General features: G+C 51.5%; 12 protein-coding genes. 7 read left to right on the forward strand and 5 right to left on the reverse strand.

Annotated features, from left to right (window positions below; all coding sequences use genetic code 11):
• The first annotated feature begins 14 nt into the window (after window positions 1-14).
• From ACFPOF_RS25325 to ACFPOF_RS25335, 3 genes are read left to right on the forward strand one after another with little or no spacing between them, the layout of a single operon-like run.
• Complete coding sequence (locus ACFPOF_RS25325) at window positions 15-923, forward strand: ABC transporter substrate-binding protein (protein ID WP_378137932.1); 909 nt, start codon at window positions 15-17, stop codon at window positions 921-923.
• Window position 924: 1 nt separating this feature from the next.
• Complete coding sequence (locus ACFPOF_RS25330) at window positions 925-1929, forward strand: FecCD family ABC transporter permease (protein WP_378137934.1); 1005 nt, start codon at window positions 925-927, stop codon at window positions 1927-1929.
• A complete protein-coding gene (locus ACFPOF_RS25335) occupies window positions 1926-2711 on the forward strand; it encodes an ABC transporter ATP-binding protein (protein WP_378137936.1) in 786 nt (261 codons plus the stop codon). The genes ACFPOF_RS25330 and ACFPOF_RS25335 overlap by 4 nt, the downstream gene beginning before the upstream one ends.
• Window positions 2712-2718: 7 nt before the next feature.
• Here ACFPOF_RS25335 and ACFPOF_RS25340 read toward each other — a convergent pair whose 3' ends face one another.
• Window positions 2719-4404, reverse strand: a complete 1686-nt coding sequence (locus ACFPOF_RS25340) for a ribonuclease J (RefSeq protein WP_378137938.1) — start codon at window positions 4402-4404, stop codon at window positions 2719-2721.
• A gap of 87 nt (window positions 4405-4491) precedes the next feature.
• Window positions 4492-4896 carry a hypothetical protein gene (locus ACFPOF_RS25345; RefSeq protein ID WP_378137940.1) on the reverse strand — a complete coding sequence of 135 codons (405 nt, stop codon included), beginning with the start codon at window positions 4894-4896 and terminating at the stop codon, window positions 4492-4494.
• 133 nt (window positions 4897-5029) lie between these two features.
• Here ACFPOF_RS25345 and ACFPOF_RS25350 point away from each other — a divergent pair, with 133 nt between their 5' ends.
• Window positions 5030-5827 (forward strand): DUF2935 domain-containing protein, encoded by a 798-nt coding sequence (locus ACFPOF_RS25350; RefSeq protein ID WP_378137942.1) that lies wholly within the window; start codon window positions 5030-5032, stop codon window positions 5825-5827.
• Window position 5828: 1 nt separating this feature from the next.
• On the opposite strand, the gene ACFPOF_RS25355 is transcribed toward ACFPOF_RS25350, so the two are convergent.
• Window positions 5829-7766, reverse strand: coding sequence for a glucosidase family protein (locus ACFPOF_RS25355; RefSeq protein WP_378137944.1), 1938 nt, complete (start codon window positions 7764-7766; stop codon window positions 5829-5831).
• Window positions 7767-7943: 177 nt separating this feature from the next.
• On the opposite strand from ACFPOF_RS25355, the gene ACFPOF_RS25360 reads away from it, so the two are divergent.
• Together ACFPOF_RS25360 and ACFPOF_RS25365 are read left to right on the forward strand one after the other, a co-directional pair.
• Window positions 7944-8789 (forward strand): AraC family transcriptional regulator, encoded by an 846-nt coding sequence (locus tag ACFPOF_RS25360; RefSeq protein ID WP_378137946.1) that lies wholly within the window; start codon window positions 7944-7946, stop codon window positions 8787-8789.
• A 98-nt stretch (window positions 8790-8887) separates the two neighbouring features.
• On the forward strand, window positions 8888-10780 hold the full coding sequence (locus tag ACFPOF_RS25365; protein ID WP_378137948.1) for a family 20 glycosylhydrolase: 1893 nt from the start codon (window positions 8888-8890) through the stop codon (window positions 10778-10780).
• Window positions 10781-10819: 39 nt separating this feature from the next.
• Here ACFPOF_RS25365 and ACFPOF_RS25370 read toward each other — a convergent pair whose 3' ends face one another.
• Both ACFPOF_RS25370 and ACFPOF_RS25375 read right to left on the reverse strand, forming a co-directional pair.
• Window positions 10820-12418: a response regulator transcription factor gene (locus ACFPOF_RS25370; RefSeq protein WP_378137950.1), complete on the reverse strand. Its 1599-nt coding sequence runs from the start codon at window positions 12416-12418 to the stop codon at window positions 10820-10822.
• Window positions 12411-14246, reverse strand: a complete 1836-nt coding sequence (locus tag ACFPOF_RS25375; protein ID WP_378137952.1) for a sensor histidine kinase — start codon at window positions 14244-14246, stop codon at window positions 12411-12413. Before ACFPOF_RS25375 ends, ACFPOF_RS25370 begins: the two co-directional genes overlap by 8 nt.
• Before the next feature lie 229 nt (window positions 14247-14475).
• On the opposite strand from ACFPOF_RS25375, the gene ACFPOF_RS25380 reads away from it, so the two are divergent.
• Window positions 14476-17679 (forward strand): discoidin domain-containing protein, encoded by a 3204-nt coding sequence (locus ACFPOF_RS25380; protein WP_378137954.1) that lies wholly within the window; start codon window positions 14476-14478, stop codon window positions 17677-17679.
• Window positions 17680-17866 lie beyond the last annotated feature (187 nt).

Below are 17866 nucleotides of genomic sequence, written 5' to 3' on the forward strand. Positions count from 1 at the left end.
AAAGCGGGATTGCATTGAAAAACAAACGAAGTCTTTTCTTGTGTATGGTTTTATTGGTGTCGATGCTGTCGGGGTGTGCTGCTTCGACCAAGGAACAGGGGGGACAAGACGCCGCGTTGCCTCGCAAGCCTGAACGCGTCGTCATCCTGAATACCGAAGCGCTGGAATTGTTTTATCAGCTTGGAGGGACAGCGATCGGGCGGGCCAGTGCACCCGGAACGCCTGTCCCGGAGGCGGCGCGTTCGGTCGAAGAGGTCGGACAAATCAACGAAGTCAGCATGGAGAAAATCGCCAGCCTGAAACCGGATCTTGTCATCGGGCAGCCGTTCTTCCACGCCGGCCTGAAAGATGCGCTTGCGGCCGTCGGCGTACCGCTTGTTCTCGTGCAAATCGAAAGTGTTGAAGACATTCGAAAAGCCGCCAAGCAGTTCGGTCAACTGCTGGGGAAAGAAGCGGAGGCAGACAAGGCCATCAAAGACATGGACGATCGCATTGATGCGATTGTCAGCAAGCTCCCGGATGAATCGCCAAGTTATGCCGCACTTACGATTATGCCGATGGGGGTGTCGCTTCAGAAGAGCGGCAGCCTCGCCGTAGACATTGCCGATCGATTAAACATGAAGAACGTAGCCGAGAGCATGCCTTCCGGGCAAATGCCAAGCTCCGTGCCTTACAGCATTGAGAAGCTGATCGAAGCCGACCCGGACTATTTGTTTCTGATCGTTCATGGGACCGAGGAATATGGACGTAAACAGCTGAAAGAAGAGCTGGAGCAGAATCCGGCCTGGGCTTCGCTTCGCGCCGTCAAAGAAAAGCGAATGGTTTTCCTGCCGGCGGATTTCGTTAACGTGCCGGGCTTACATGTCGACCGGGCATTTGCGCATTTAGCTAAGATCGTCTACCCGAAAGCGTTTGGGCAATAAGATGAAGACGAACATTCGCAAATCCGTGTCTTGGCGCGTAGCCGTGTTTACGGCTCTAGCAGTGCTGGCGCTCGGAGGTATCGTATTCAGTCTCGTTAGTGGAGCGGTGAAAGTGAGCGCGATGGAAATCGTCCGCGTGTTCGCCGGCAGCGATCAAGGCGCGCTCAGGGATATCGTCTGGAACGTCAGATTACCGCGTACGCTGATCGCCGCACTTGTCGGCGTGAATTTATCACTGGCAGGGGCGCTGCTTCAAGGTGTCATGCGCAACGCGATGGCTGACCCGCACGTGATCGGCGTCTCATCTGGAGCGGGGCTGTTCGGCGTCGCTACGCTTGTTCTGTTCCCGGCTTACGCGTACTTGATGACGCCGGCCGCTTTCGTGGGCGCCCTCGGAGCTGCAGTGTTGATCTACGCGCTGGCTTGGCAGAACGGCGTGCGTCCCGGACGGATCATTCTGGCCGGAGTGGCGGTGTCCGCGTTTTTCAGCTCGGGCATCTCCGGCCTGCTCACGTTTTACAGCGACCGCGTCGACGGGGCGCTGCTCTTCCTCGTCGGCGGGTTATCGGCCAAAAGCTGGCCGCAACTGCAGACGCTGTTGCCTTACTCGATCGTCGGAACACTATTCGCGCTTCTCGCATCCCAACGCATGAACATCTTGATGCTTGGTGACGCGGACGCGAAAGGGCTGGGCTTGAACGTCGAACGAACGAGATTGTTGGTCACGGCTGCAGCGGCGCTTCTTTCCGCCAGCGCCGTCAGCATCGTCGGTCTGCTGGGATTCGTAGGCATGGTCGTACCGCATACGGTCCGACTGTTGCTGGGCAACGATTATCGCGTGATGCTTCCCGCTTCGGCGCTGCTCGGCGTCGCAGTGTTGACGATATTCGACACGCTTTCCCGCGTGCTGTTCGCGCCGATCGAATTGCCCGTCGGCATTATGATGGGCGCGGTCGGAGCTCCCTTTTTCTTATACTTGCTCAGAAAGAGAGGGGTCCAGGAATGATACGCGGAGAACATTTGGCGGTTGCTTATCGCGGACATACAGTTATGAACGATGTGAGCGTCGAGTTCGAAGCGGGGCTCGTTCACAGCATTCTCGGACCGAACGGCTGCGGGAAAAGCACATTGCTGAAAGTGCTCTCTCGTCAATTGCCAAGCTCGAGCGGCGCCGTCCTTGTCGAAGGAAAGGATGCGAATTCGTGGGGTACAAAGCCGTTCGCCCGTCATCTGGCCATGTTGTCACAGGCACAAGAACGGATGACGGATATTAGCGTATACGACCTTGTTTCGTATGGACGATTTCCGCATAAAGGCTGGATGCAAAAGCTGGACGATCATGATAGAGCCGTTGTGGAACAGGCCTTACAATTGACTGGAACGTCGGCCATGTCGGGCAGAAGCGTGCTGGAATTATCAGGGGGCGAGCGTCAGCGTGTCCGCATCGCCATGGCCGTCGCCCAACAGCCGAAAGCGTTATTGCTGGACGAGCCGACGACTTATTTGGATATTTGCCATCAGCTCGAAATTATGGAGCTCGTGCGCGAGTTGAATCGCGATCAGCGAATGACCGTTATCATGGTGCTGCACGATTTGAATCATGCTTCCTTGTATTCCGACCGGGTGACCGTCATGAAGCAAGGAACCGTCTATGGGCATGGCACGCCGGAAGAAGTCATCTCCGAGCAAATGCTGCGGGACGTTTTTCAGGTCGAATCGAGCATCGAGCGGGACAGGACGACGAATCGTCCGCTCATCAGAACGATGAAGCTGCAATCCAGCGGCTAGAATAGATTCAGACTTGAATGATGATCGGAAGGATCATCGGTCTTCTTTTCGTCTTTGCGAATAGAAACTTACCGACGGCTTCTTTGATGGCCTGCTTATAGACGCTCCACTGGATGGCCTGTTTCTCGTTGCCTTGCAGAAGGCGGTCGACTTCAGCCAGCGTTAGCCGATAGATGTCGTCCATTAACGCTTCCGACTCTTTCACGAACACGAACCCTCTGGAGACAATGTCTGGCCCTGCGATCACTTTATGGTCCGACTTGCCAAGCGTTAGAACGATAATCAGAATGCCGTCCTCTGCTAGAACTTTCCTGTCGCGAAGGACGACATTTCCAACGTCCCCGATGCCGAGTCCATCTACATACGTATTGCCGCTCGGCACTTTCCTTTCCTGAATCGCTTCCGAGCCTACGATATCGACGACGTCTCCATTGTTCACGATAAAGATGTTACCCGGATCGACGCCGACGGCTTCTGCCAGCAAGCGATGGAGGTGCAGCATGCGGTATTCGCCGTGAATCGGAATAAAATATTTCGGCCGAAACAAGGTCAGCATCAGCTTCAACTCTTCCTGGCTGGCATGTCCGGAAACGTGCATCCCGGTTGAAGCCCCCGAGCCGTAAATGACGGTGGCCTTCCTTGCGAACAAATTATCGACGATCCGGGCGACGTTACGTTCATTGCCGGGAATCGGAGACGAGGCAAAAATGACCGTATCTCCCGGAGATACCTCGACTTGCCTATGATTGCCGCTGGCAATGCGTCCGAGTGCCGCCATCGGTTCGCCTTGGCTGCCCGTGCAGACGAAGACGAGCTCTTCTCGCTTGTATTTACCTGCCTCCTCGATTTCGACAATTGTATTCGGAGGAACCGATAAATAACCGAGGCTCGAGGCGACGTCAACGACGTTTACCATGCTTCTGCCGATGAAAATCGTTTTCCGTCCCGTTTTCACCGCCGCGTTAATAATTTGCTGCAGCCGATGCACATTGGAGGCGAATGTCGTAATGAAAATTTTCCCTGTCGCTTTCGCGAATGCTTCGAGAATGTGTTCGCCGACAAGACGTTCCGAAGGCGTGAAACCGGGCTTTTCGGCGTTCGTGCTTTCAGACAGCAACGCAAGAACGCCTTTCGTCCCGAGCTCAGCCATCCGATGAATGTCCGCGAACTGATCGTTTACCGGCGTCAAATCAAATTTGAAATCCCCAGTATGTACGATGGTTCCTTGCGGGGTGTGGAAAGCGATGCCAAGGCAGTCCGGTATGCTATGGTTCGTGCTGAAAAAGGTCAACGGGAGGCTGCCCAGCAATAGACGCGTATTGGATTCGATCTGATGAAGCGCAGTTTTGCCAAGGAGACCATGCTCCTTTAATTTTCCTTTGATTAAGCCGAGCGTAAGCCTCGTGGCGTAGATCGGCATGTTCAGCCGTTTGATGATATAAGGAATGCCCCCGATATGATCCTCATGGCCGTGGGTGACAACCAAACCTCTGACGCGCTCCTCGTTTTCCAGCAAATAAGCGATATCCGGCACGATGACGTCGATGCCAAGCAAGCTTTCATCCGGGAACTTGGAACCGCAATCGACGACGACGATATCTTCGCCGCATTCGATCACGTACATGTTTTTACCGATCTCGTGAACGCCGCCGAGTGCGACAATCGAAACTTTGTTATGAATATCGAACGTCATACCCATCATTCCTCCGATGTTTCGAATGACCAAAGAGAACCCTTGTCGATAGGGTTCTCTTCATTTTTTTTCGTTCCGTGACGCAGATTACTGCATGGATCTGTAACCTGTGTTGAAATTTTGATTGTGGTTTTGGAACGCGTTCGGTTGTTGCTGGGTATATGCGGAATGCGGCGCAAAGTTTTGATTCGATTGATTGTATCCTGCGTTAAATTGCATTTGAGCCGAGTGCTCGATTTGTCTGCAAAGATTAGAAACTTGTTGCAGTTGTTGGATAACGGTTTGATGTCCTTGAAGCGCCGTTTGTATCATTTGCGCGGCTTTTTGTTCTCTGTGAGCGAGTTCTTCGAGCCGTTGAGCATTTTGCTGCTCTTGTTGCAGAAGCTGTTGGTAATTTTGACTTGCTTGTTGCGTCTGATTCACGAGTTGCTGAATGATTTGCTCACATTGTTGTAGAGATTGATTGGAATGGTTGTTTGAACCAAAATTCATTATGTGGACCCTCCTTTGGTATTGGAACGGACATAGCATTCCAAGTTTCCAAAGGGATATGCGCGGTAAAAGAGAATTTTCGTGCGGGAACGATCATACGCTCGAAGGAAACCGGATTGGGAGGAGATCGTGGATGAACGATTCAGCGTTGTACGAGCACCGTTTTTGGCTGCAGATTTTGGGGGATCACGCCAGATTCATTTTTAATTCGTTATCGCCTGCAGAAGCCCGGGACGTCGAAACTGCCAAATCTTTTATTCAAGCATTCGATGCATTGTTGGAACAGGCGCGTCGCCAAAGGCCGGAAGCTGATCTCATGCCGCTATCGCAACAGGCGCTCGAGTTGACGAATCGCTTTCGACAGTTTAAGCTCGACCTGCTTCAAAGATCGATTTTGGGGAAAATCGCCATCTCACTTCCGCCTACCTTCATTAATCATATGGTTAATGAGCTGGAAGAATATTTACGCATCTTAAACGCACTTGTCGCGGGTAAACCCGTCCCAACATTCGATGCGCTGCATCATGATTTTTTATGGCTTCCGGACGCGGCGGGCCATGCCGCCGCGATCGCGAGCGATCTCGACTTTGTCGAGAAGCCGCTTATCCGGAGAAGCCAGAAGTTCGAGAAGCATTTTCAACAATTGTATCTTAAGAGCATAGAGATGGCCGGATACATGAGAACAGGTCTGACGAGATTTCCGGCTTTCAGCAAGCTTCATCAGGAGATTGACCTGGAGATGAAGCTGTTCGTCGGATTTCTGTACGAGCTGGAACAAATGGAGCTGACAGCCGAAGTGTTGGATACGCTCAGCCCGTTGATACCGGATCATATGATGCGAGAAGAATGCTATTATTTAACGAAGCTTGCTGAGCTTGGATTGGTACCGAATCCGGATTGCCATGCGGATAAGCCCAGAATCCAAGCTTAAGCTATTCGTTCAGGGAAACGTCGAAAGTGCTACCGTCGTGACCGATAAAGACGGTTTCCCGATCGTTTTCCTGAACAATCAGCCTCATTCCGTTCCCCTCGGCGCGCTCGACGATCAGATCAAGTTCGCGTCCGCAAATCTGAGCCGCCGAAAGAGACATCGATGGCCATTCGGCTGGCAGGCGCGGCGTGCAAGCGAAGGAGGCCAGTCCCGTAAACCGGATGCCGAACAAGCCTTCTGTGATGATCCGCCCGTAAAGCGTGCTTTCAGCCGACAAATGACGCTGGTCACCTTCAGGGTAAGCTTCTACTGCATATGGTACGTGATCCCCTAGCAGTCTCCGCCTAGAGTAAGCGGAGAGTCGCGCCAGTGCTTTCTCCGTTTCCCCCGCAATAAACAAGGCCCGGAATCCGTACAACGTGGAGCGATCCCAGAACACGTGATCTCCGGCCTCCGTAGCGAGACCGTCTTCCGTCCATAACCGTGGCGACAGCATGGCGGATACCGTGCCTTGCTTGCGATCCAATATCCCCATACAAAGCGGCAAGCTGATCCATGAACGCAGTATATCGTTGCCATCGTAATACCGATAAGTCTCGAAGCCTTCGACTTCCGCTCCGAAATAATTCTCAAGCGCCTGCCGTAATTGGATAGCCGCTTCCTCATAAGCGGTCGCCAAGTCGACTTGTCCGAGTTCCTTAGCCACAATTGCCGCATGACGGAACGCGTCATAGGCGAGAGATGAGGTCGACAGATTGGCTGAACCTGCGGGGAATCTGCCTTCCAGCTCGTCCGAATCCGACGCGACGACGCCCTGGGCAGTCAGCTTGGCTTGACAATAGGACAGGCTCCATTCGATTGCTGGCCAGAGTTGCCCGGCTATCGAACGATCTCCGCAAGCGAGCGCATAGCGGGCAGCGCCATAAGCGTACATCGCGGCATCGCCACGGTCGCCGACTCCTTCCCATATATCTTGACCTTCCGCGATAATCGACGAAGGAATCGGAACGAGATCCGGCCCCATGAAAGGCACGTACAATTGAAATGCGTTGGAAGTCGCCTCAAGAGCAGCCGGATCGCCAAGGAAAGGGAAGAAGGGAGCCGCATATTCGATCTGGTCGTTCGTCCATACGGCAGCATAATAGGATCCCCCACCGGGGCTATGCAACAAGCCTTCCTTCGTGCGGAAAATGCTTTCGGCGGCGCGCAGCTTGGCGAACGCGAACATTTGGTTCAGAACCGGATCTGGCGTATGTAACCGAAGCCGGTTCCGGAGCATACTGATTTTATCGCTTCTGCGCTTCTCTTCCGAAGTTCCATCTAACTTTTGACTAGGTTGTCGCCAAACACGGCCGGCATAGACAATCGTGAATCGGGCTGTTTCCCCAGGCTGAATGCGTGCTGAAGTTGTGGAGTCCAACCGTGCTTCCATCGCATAAATGCCGGAGATCCCCCTGCCTCGCGCCTCGTAATCGGATGACTCCATCTCTAGCAGGACGGGAGAGCCGCTTGCATTTTCAACCTCAACCGTCTCCAGCAACGCAGGCGCATCGACTGCCGGAAACAGTTGGCGGCGAATAACGATTCCTGCTTCGGCAATGGATTCGATACGAAGAATACCGTCGAACGCGATCTTCTGCGGGCGTTCTTCCGTGATCGTCAGACCGTTCACCAGAAGCAGCGGCGTCGCGGCAGTTGGGTACGCATGAGTCAGGCTCGCATGCGTATTGTTCGGAATCGTCCGAAGATTTGGCCAGACGACCGTCCTTCGCAGAAGTAAAACGCCCGAATCGTCGACACCGTATTGGATGATGGCGGACGCTTGAAATCCGCTCATCTCGACTTTGTCTTGGTGCGGAAGTTGATTATCATTGCGGATATCCCAACGGATCCCGTTCTCTGTTAGCAGCCAGCGGTCGGCGGCGCTCTTACTGTTCATATGCGCTCTCTCCTCAGTAGTCAATTTGTGGTTCCAATTGAATCTATCGTACAGGATAACGCCATAACAGCGGAGGGGAGAATGCGTGTAAGATTGGTATATTTGCGTGTTTTTGCGAAGATTGCGATTGCGAAACGGATAGCAAAACGTTACGATGGGCCAGTGGAGGCGATAGGAGTGACAGCCGAAGAACGCTTTATTACCGCTATGCCCGGGAAACCGATCCAATTGTACTATTGCGGGCACCAGATTTGCTCACCCGGACATAGCTATGGACCGGCGATGCGCGACCATGTCTTGCTTCATTACGTCAGATCGGGCAAAGGTCGGCTGTGGATCAATGGCGGCGTGTATGAATTAACGGCAGGTCAAATCTTCACGTTGTTTCCGAATGTGCCCGGACGTTATCAAGCGAACGATGTTGAGCCTTGGCATTATTCATGGGTAGGCTTCGACGGCCGGCTGATGTCTGATTATTTGGCAGCCGCAGGCATTACGCCAGAGAGCCCTATTTATACTTTCCAAGATGCAAGCCTCGTCGCCGAACTGTTTGATCAATTGTTCGATAGTATTGCGGATGACTCTATGGCAGGCGAAGCGCTTGGCATCAGCTATCTTCTACAATTGATTGCCTATATGTTGAAAGAAAGTCGGCTTAGTTCGCAGTCCCGCCAGCCTGCCAGCAAAAGAAGCGCCGACGAGTTCATTCAGCGCTCAATTTTGCTGATTCGCACCAACTATTCCCGTAAACTGACCGTATCTATGATGGCAAAACATGTTGGACTGGAGCGCTCCTATTTTTCCAAATGTTTTCGCGAGCAACTCGGCAAGACGCCATACGACTTCCTCACGCAATATCGAATGGAGCAGGCGGTGCGTATGTTAATTCATACGCTGCTGGCAGTGGGGACGATTGCCGCTTCCGTCGGTTACGAGGACTTGTCGCATTTCTCCAAAGCTTTCATGAAATACGCGAGCGTCAGTCCAACGGAGTTCCGCAATCGGCATCGGCATCAGCAGTAGACAGAGCAATCTATAATAAACGTCGGCATGTGAAGTTTTTGGCGTTGAGCGCCGATCGCAGTCGCCCCTATAATGATGCGCATAGGGAGGCAATCACGATGATGAACATGCTTAATCGCTATGAGAAACTGGAGAACGATGGCGCATACCTGACTATCGACACGTCTATTACAAGCGGAAGCTCTTTATTGAATCATATTGTGCGGGAGAGCTTATCTGAGCGGGCGGATGTTAACGGGTATACGAATGTCCGCTTCGTACAGCATATGGACGACGAATTGATCGACATACTGCGGACGAATTTCGGAGATGTCAGCGTGGACGATACCGATGGATTTGCGATCGTAACGGACGAAAATGTTACGGTATACGCAGCAAGCTTCAGAGGGCTGCTGTACGGCGCGTACACGATACGACAACAAGCGGAGGACGGTTTTCTGCGCAAAGGGATCGTGTACAATACGCCATTATGTTCGTTCCGCGCGTTAAAAGTGTATTTGCCCGCCGAGAACGACATGGTGTTCTTCCGATCGTTCGTCGATATGGCTTGTTATTATCGCTATAACACGATCGTCATCGAAGTCGGCGGGGCGATGGAATACAAGCGACATCCGGAAATCAATGAGGCATGGGTGGAGTATTGCAAAGAAATGCGCGAATACTCGGGCAAATCTACTGCCATTCAAACCGGATACAATTGGGACAAAAACTCCATTCACAGCGAGAACGGAGGCGGCCGCTGGTTAAGCCAGGAGACCGTGAAGCAACTTGTCGCTTATTGCAAGGATAGAGGACTTGACGTTATCCCGGAAGTGCCAAGCTTAAGTCATAGCGATTATTTGCTGACAGCGCACCCCGAGCTTGCGGAGAGAGCATACGACCCTTACCCGGATGCGCTATGCCCTTCGAACCCAGCCACTTATGAACTTTTGTTTGACGTTCTGGATGAGGTAGTTGAGACGTTCGAACCGAAAGTCGTTCATGTCGGTCATGACGAGCTGTATTCCGTCGCTCTCTGCGAGCGATGCAAGACACGGGATGCGGCTGATTTGTTCGCCGAAGACTTAACTAAAATTCACGATCATCTCGCCGCCAAAGGCATCAAAACCATGATGTGGGCTGACAAGCTGCTCAACGGCATCAGCAAAAACGGAGGTGTCTATGGCGGCGCTGCGAGAGTGACGACGAACAAGGAAGGCAAGTTCAAGCAGTTCATCCCGCCGACCTATCCGGCAATCGACCGGATATCGAAAGACATCCAGGTTATGCACTGGCACTGGATCGTTAGGCGCGAACACGATCTCGACCTGCTCAGCCGCGGCCTCTATGCGGTATTCGGCAATCTTGAAGGCCCGGCCATTCCGGACTGGAGCGAAAGAATCGCCCGGGGCTTCCGGGGTACAGGCATCTCGAACTGGAGCGCGTTGCAAGAGGAATACGTGCAAAGAAACGGTATCTTCTTTAATCTCGTCTATTGTTGCAGGATGATGTGGAAGGAAGGGTACGAGGAACAGGCATTCGATACGCTAGCGGGCGAGACGTTCGAAGAACTGTTCCGTTACAAAAACCGAACAACGTTATCCGATCCGCATATCGAGATTACGCATGCCACGACGTTCAATCGGAAGTTCGAATGGTTTTTCGACGGCGTATTCGTTGATCCGAATAGAGATCAGTTAGGTGAGCATCGGCTGACGTTCGAAGACGGAACGACGCTGATCGTCCCCGCGAACTACGGGGTCAACATTTCAAGCTTGAATCTCTCTTGGGAGCGCTCGATGCACGAAGAGTTCGATATGTATGAATTCGATCGGTCACTGCTGGAAGCTTCCTATACGGCACGCCCATCGCGAGAAGGAAACAACACGTGGTATACGATTGTCGTAGCCAATCCGTATCCGGACAAGAAGCTGACAGGTTTCGCGTTCACGCCTAAGCCGGGTCTTGACGCTGACGTCGTAGCGGTCAAATCAGTACAACTTAAACCATAAAGAAGAGGGGCGCCGAGCGATTCGGATGCCCCTCTTTCGTTATTGTGGCTGAAAGCTTCTTTTGTAATCGGAAGGATATACGCCGGTTAGCTTCTTGAATAAACTGTAGAAATATTTCGCGTTGACGTAACCGACTTTCTCGGCTACTTCGGCCGCGTTCAGCTTCGTGTTTGCAAATAGCTGTTTCGCTTTCTCGATGCGGATGTCGTTGAGGTAGTGGGTGAACATTTGCCCGGTTTCGCTTTTGAACAGTTGGCCCAAATAAGCGGCGTTCAGATTATACTTGTCGGCAAGGATTTTGAGCGACAAATCTTCGGAGTAATGTTCTTTCACGTAGTTCGCAATGCGCTCGACCGTCGGGTTTTGCTTCTCTGTCATTGCCTTTCTGACTTGTATGGCTTGTTCAGCGGCCTCCTTCACAAGGGCGATCAATTCCGGAATCGATGTAACTTCGAACGTTTTGGAATAAAAAGCTTCCGGATAGGCGAACGGTTGGTGGTAGCGATCTACTTTCACTTGCGACGCTCCGAACACGGCGGATAACAGTTCGACCGTCAAACCGCGAATCGTCGTCGGCGTCAGCGAATTGAAGCTACGAAGCTGCTTAAACAGCTCGTCGATAAGCTGGTCGGCGGCTTCGCGGTCCGCGGAGACGATGCTGGTCTTGAGCGAGAGCAGGGAGGTATGCAAGGATTCCGGGATCAATTCAGAGGATTCATGCGCCATATCGTAGTCAATGACCGTATTGGGAGGCAGCACGAGCCGATAGTCGAATAATTCCAAAGCACTTTGGTAGCTGTTGCCGAGAGAGCGAAACCCTCTAACGACAGGGCCCACCGTTATATAGGCATTCAGACGCAAATAGACGTTAACGTTCGTCAAACAGCCTCGAAGGCCAATTAGCAAGTCCGAGTTGTCCGTAGGCATTTCGTTATACAGGAAAATCAGAACGGCTTCGCCGTTCACCGTCGGGAACACATACAGGTCGTCTCTCGGTCCTAACGTCTCGCTAACAATGTTGCATAAAGCGAAAGCCCCCAGATCGTTCATATGGCCGCGGTGCAATTCGTTATGGAATCCTTCGCGAGATTCCGTGACTCTCAAGATGCAAGTCCTATAATAGCTTGCTTCGAGATTCAGATTGAGCAACAAAGCTCTTTCTTTCAACTCCTTGCCGTCGATATTGCCTGCAGCCCAGCGGTATAAAATGTTGTCGCGCAAAATGTGATAATCGACCCGTTGCTGCATGCGATGGAACAGTTCGCCTTCTATTTTCTCCGCGAGATTAAGCAAAGTCGAAGCGAGCTCGTCTTCGTTGACCGGTTTCAACAAATAGTTTTCGATTCCGAGCCTGGAAGCTTCTTTGACGTATTCGAAATCGCTGAACCCGCTTAACACAACGATTTTCACGTTCATATGTCGGCTGCGTATCGCCCGAATCAGTTCAATGCCGTTCATATGCGGCATTCGAATGTCCGTAATCAGCAGATGGTATTCGTTCTGCTCGAGAAGCTCTAACGCGCGGGCGCCGTTCGAAGCCCAGCCCGTAATTTCAAAGCCGTACTCCGCCCAATCGACGATAATTTTTAAGCCGTCCAATATAAATGCTTCGTCGTCCACCATCAACACTTTATACATGGGTTTCCAGCTCCGATCTGCTTATGGCTTGGACTCTGAGCGTTACCGTCGTGCCTTCGCCGTGATGGCTGCGAATGTCGAGCCCGTATCCGTCGCCGTAAAACAATCCAATTCTCCGGTGCACGTTGGACAGTCCGATTTTACCTGTGCTTATGCCTGGTTTGTTTAAGCTTTCCTTTAATTCGAGCAATTTGTCGTCGGACATTCCCGCGCCGTTATCGGAAATGACGATGACGATATCGTCGCCGTCCCTTGAACCGCGAATTCGAATGAGGTTAACGTTGCTGGAATCCCAGTCGAGCAGCAAGCCATGGACAAGGGTGTTCTCGACGACGGGCTGCAATAGATGTTTAATGATGCCGTAATCCAGAATGTCTTCGTCGATGTCGAATTCGACTTTGAGCGTATCGCCGTATCGGAGCTTATACAGCTCGAGATAATCTTGGCAATAATCGATCTCGTCCCTGACGTCGACGACCATCCGTTCCTTAATACTCGTCCGGAACAACTCCGATAAGATTCGGATCATCGTGCTCACTTCGTTCTGTTTGTACGTGAGGGCTTTCATGCGAATAACTTCAAGCGTGTTGTACAGAAAGTGCGGATTGACCTGCGATTGCAACGTATACAATTCCGCTTCCTTCTGCTTCAATGACGCTTCTTTGCGTTGAATTTCATAGACGTATTCCTTCTCGATATGCTCGTTAATGCGCTGACCCATCTCGTTTAAGCTCGCCGCGATCATTGCAAATTCATCTTCGGGTGTCTTGACGGCCAGGTTCAAGTTGAAGTTCCCGTTTTTGGTTGACTTGATCGCCGCGATAATTTTTTTAATTCGTTTCGCGAAGAAGATATTGCTGAAATAAGTCAACAGCAAAATAACGACGATGCCCGCGGCGGCGACGACATAAATTTTTCGATTCATCGCGTAAATGTCTTTGTACAACTCGCTGTGCGGAATTTCACCGACGGTCACAAAGTCGAAGGAGCTATTTGAATTGACGTTGATAATTTTGTTATTCAGCGTGAACGTATGACTTGTCGAGTCGGCAACTTCGGCAAAATCGGGATAAGGAGCGCCGTAGTATTGGCCGGACGAATCGAACAACACTTCTCCCGAGCCTGTTAGCAGCAAAATATTGCCCTTCAAGTTCTGGCTGTATTGCGCGTACGATTTTTGGATCGCATCGCTGTTGTAATCAACGATTAACGTGCCTAACAGTTTGGAGATGTCGGTTTTGTCCCGAATAAAATCGCTTGTGGAAAATTCAAGAGAGGACGAGTCTTTTGCGTGTGTGTACGAATTTAATGGTGGGAACAAATGAATGAAGGCGATGCTGTTCTTAATCGGTTTAATCGCATCTGGTTCTACGTTAAAAACAGCCGGAAGGGAAGGTTTGTTATAGAAAACATAAGGTACGGAGTCATTCATGTTATAGGCGTACAAGTTGCGGATGTCCGGATCGAACGAAAGGGCGATGCCGGAGAGCGTGCTTTCGACTTGTTTAAACAAGGAGAAATAAGCGCCGGGGTTGTCCGCCTGATTCGTCTCCAGCAATTGGATAATGGCGGGATACAACGTCTCATCGTTGAGGATGTATTGGATCAATTGTTTCAAATTCCGGTGCTTCTGTTCGAAGAATGTGTTCACCGTCTCGAGTACTTGTTTGTTGTATTTGATTTGCTGGTCTTTAATCATCGAAGCGATGCTGCCCGAGACGATCGAGATGAGCACGCTGATCGTTACGATAATGATCAAGGAGTAGGCGAGAAACAATTTGTTGAAAAATTTATTCGTAATCTTCGCGCGAAGAATCGTTCTGAACAATGGGCATCCCCCCGTTCCTTCATTATAGCGATTGAGCGATTGGATGAAAGCGCTTTTCGCACTGTCCTATATTTATTGGACAGAAGTGAAATATTCGGTGTTGAAGGAAGCGGATCTCGTTCACTACGATGGAGTTGCACAAGGCTTCATTCGACAGTAAGGAGGCGGCCGACGTTTTCGCAAATTGAAATGTTGTCATCCATCTTCAACACATTGGAGGTCATCGATCATGAAAAACGTGATTAGAACCAAAGTACCTTCGCTCCTTGTCATCTTCTCTTTATTAATCGCATTGGCGTTGCCCGTTGGCAGCGTATATGCAGCGGCTCCGTCCGTATGGATTCAGAACGCTGCGGATCGGGCGTTTCAATCGTCGACAATGCCGAGCAATCCGGATACGTCGATTGTGCTGTATGCCGCGAGAAACGAATACGAAGCCGCGCAAATTCTGGTACGGTCGTCTTCGTCGCAATCTAACTTGTCTGTGACCGTTAACGCGCTGACCGGTCCGGGAGGCGCAACGATTCCGGCTTCGAACATTAAAGTAACGAAAGAATATACGCACAGCAATGTCGCCAAAATAGGTTCGGATTACGAGAATCCGCCGGATGGCAGCAGCAACTACACGGATGCGCTCGTGGAGAATACGCCGTTTACGCTCCCAGCGAACCAGACGCAGCCGTACTATTACAGCGTGCACACGACATCTACCCAGACGCCGGGCACGTACACGGGAACGGCGGTCGTTAACGCTAGCGGCGGCAACGTTACCGTGAACGTAACGGTCGTCGTCTATGATGTGACGATTCCGCCGACGAATCAATCGACATTCCGAATGAACAACTGGTTTACTTCGGCCGGTTGGGATTACGAGCGGGGCACGGAAGCCGTTCTTCCGCTGCAGTTCGGTGTTACGATGTACGACACGAACTGGTGGACGATCATCGGCAATATTGCTAAAAATATGGCCAAGCATCGCAACAACGTGATTTATGCCGATTTCCAAGCGCTTCTCATCCCGAATACAACAATTACGGGATCGGGAGTCGGAACCTACAATTTCGATTGGACGACGTTCGACAGATTCATTCAAATCTTCATCGATGCAGGCGCTTTGCAATATATTTATACCCCGACGCTGCTGGAACCGGGGACGGCGGGACCGGAATTGGAAACGCTGCAGAACGTTGGCGGCGTAACGAAAATGGTGAGGGTGCCATGGAATTCTACGGCTGCGAACAATTACTTGGCGATCGTGTTTCCCGCGCTGAAAGCCCATCTGGACGCCAAAGGATGGACGAATCTATTTTACATGAGCGCGGAAGACGAACCTCAGAATCAAACGGCGATTGATTCGGCGAACTGGTTTTATAACATTTACAAAACGTATTTCCCGAATCCGCTGACGAATGAAGCGCACTGGCTATTTAAAACAGGGCTGGAAAACAATTTAACGACGTTTACGCCTATCATCGATAATTACGATGCGCATACGGCGTATTACCAGACACAGAGAATCAACGGGAAAGACTTATGGCTCTATAATTCCGGAACGCCCGCAGGCAGTTATATGAACCGCCTGACCTCCTTCCATCTGGATCGAACGAGGCTCATTCCTTGGCTCGTCTGGAAGATCGGCGGCATCGGGTATTTGCACTGGGCGTGGATGTATGGAATCGAGGTCAATGGCAGTGGTACGCCGGTGTACCTGGACACATTCGACGAGTCGAAAAGCAGGGGAGGCAACTTCTGGATTGTTCGTCCGAACGTTGCCGCCTATGACTTCTACGATAGCGTCAGAAGCGAAGCGCAGCTTGATGGGCTGGAAGATTACGAGTTGCTTAACATCTTGAAGCAGACGAAGCCGCTTATCGCGAAGAGCATAGCGGAAACCTTGATTACGAATGCGACCTCCTATACGAGAAACGGCAACAATGTCGTTAATCGGCATAAGCAGATTTTGGATGAAATCGTCTCGACTGACGCCGACACGAGATTTCCGTTCTCCGATAACTTCGGCGGCAACGATGCGAACTGGGTGCATACGCTTGGCACTTGGTCCGTATCCGGGGGAGAATACAGCCAGTCCAACGCATCGCAATGGCAAGCTGTGTCCGCAATTAAAGGCCGCTCCTACGGAGACTACGCCTTGACGTTCGACGCAAAGATCGTAAGCGACGGCGGGAATCATACGAACTGGGCAGGAGCGATGATCCGCAGCATGAATGCGACGGATCTGGATACCGGATATTTGATCGCTGTGCGCAATGACGGCATACTATCAATTTATCGATCTGGCACCGTGCTCGCCAATGCATCGATACCGGGGTATGTTGCCGGCCAATATACGACGGTTAAAGTCGTGACGCAAGGAAGCAGCATCAAAGTATTCGCGGGCAATAACCCGGCCGCGCTTCTGAATATTACCGATACCGCGTATACTTCCGGCAACATCGCGCTCATCACCGGCGGCACCAGCGCGAAGTTCGATAACGTCGTCGTGAATGCCGAGCAGAACTATGCGGAAGGCAAAGCCGTCGCATATGGGAGCAACTACACGGGTGACGGGTGGGCACCGCAAAACGCGGTAGACGGCAAAACTTCCTCTTCCACGCAATCTTTAGGTTATACGAGCGATAGCAATATTACCGACCAAAATCATAACGAATGGATTTCGGTCGATTTCGGCAAGAGCTACCCGCTCAGTCGCGTTGATTTGTATCCGCGCAACGATGGCTCGAATACGGGCTACGGCTTCCCGATCGATTTCACGATCCAGACTTCGACGGATAATGTCAACTGGACGACCGTCGTCACGAAAACCGGATATGCGCAGCCGGGCAGCACAGTGCAATCTTTCCCATTCGCGAGCGTGAACTCGAGGTATGTCAAAGTCAATGCAACGAAGCTGCGAATGGAAGCGGCCGGGGCAAGCACATATCGTCTGCACTTTGCTGAGATTCAGGCGTTTGGCGGCAATCTGGCCAAAGGCAAATCCGTAACGGCATCCAGCTCATATGAGGGGCCGGCGGACGGATGGACCAAAGCGAATGCCACCGACGGAGCGCGTCTATCGAACGCTTTCTACTCGATGGGGTGGGTGAGCGACAGTAATCTGACGACCAACCATACGGAGTGGGTTACTGTCGACCTTGGAGGAAACAGCACGATCAGCAATGTGAATCTGTATCCGGATAATGCGGACAAGGAGCTTGGTTTCTTCTTCCCCGTTGATTTCACGATTCAGACTTCGACGGACAACGTCACCTGGACGACCGTCGCGACGAGAACGGGGTACGCGATGCCGGGCTATGCGGCGCAGAGCTTCTCGTTCCCAAGCACGACGGCAAGATACGTCAAAATCAACGGAACGAATTTGCGGTTTAACCAAGGCGTCTACCGAATGGGATTTGCCGAGATCGAAGTGAACTAAACGCGGATGCATCCGAGCGATTAAGGCTTGGATGCATCTTTTGTCTATATTCATGAGCCTGAAATGAAATTATCGGTGTTGAGATTGACAATTTTTGCACTTTATACTTTGATCACGCAGGACAATATTGCGTTATTTACAAGAAAGGAGGGCAAGTCATAATAGCTGCGTTACAAAATGAAAGGCA

The sequence above is a fragment of the Cohnella soli genome, from assembly GCF_042655525.1.
GTDB lineage: Bacteria > Bacillota > Bacilli > Paenibacillales > Paenibacillaceae > Cohnella > Cohnella soli.

Coding starts and splice junctions, on each gene's coding strand:
- ACFPOF_RS25350 (WP_378137942.1), top strand. CDS start 5,030: ATGAACGATTCAGCGTTGTACGAGCACCGTTTTTGGCTGCAGATTTTG.
- ACFPOF_RS25380 (WP_378137954.1), top strand. CDS start 14,476: ATGAAAAACGTGATTAGAACCAAAGTACCTTCGCTCCTTGTCATCTTC.
- ACFPOF_RS25335 (WP_378137936.1), top strand. CDS start 1,926: ATGATACGCGGAGAACATTTGGCGGTTGCTTATCGCGGACATACAGTT.
- ACFPOF_RS25340 (WP_378137938.1), bottom strand. CDS start 4,404: ATGACGTTCGATATTCATAACAAAGTTTCGATTGTCGCACTCGGCGGC.
- ACFPOF_RS25370 (WP_378137950.1), bottom strand. CDS start 12,418: ATGTATAAAGTGTTGATGGTGGACGACGAAGCATTTATATTGGACGGC.
- ACFPOF_RS25355 (WP_378137944.1), bottom strand. CDS start 7,766: ATGAACAGTAAGAGCGCCGCCGACCGCTGGCTGCTAACAGAGAACGGG.
- ACFPOF_RS25330 (WP_378137934.1), top strand. CDS start 925: ATGAAGACGAACATTCGCAAATCCGTGTCTTGGCGCGTAGCCGTGTTT.
- ACFPOF_RS25365 (WP_378137948.1), top strand. CDS start 8,888: ATGATGAACATGCTTAATCGCTATGAGAAACTGGAGAACGATGGCGCA.
- ACFPOF_RS25345 (WP_378137940.1), bottom strand. CDS start 4,896: ATGAATTTTGGTTCAAACAACCATTCCAATCAATCTCTACAACAATGT.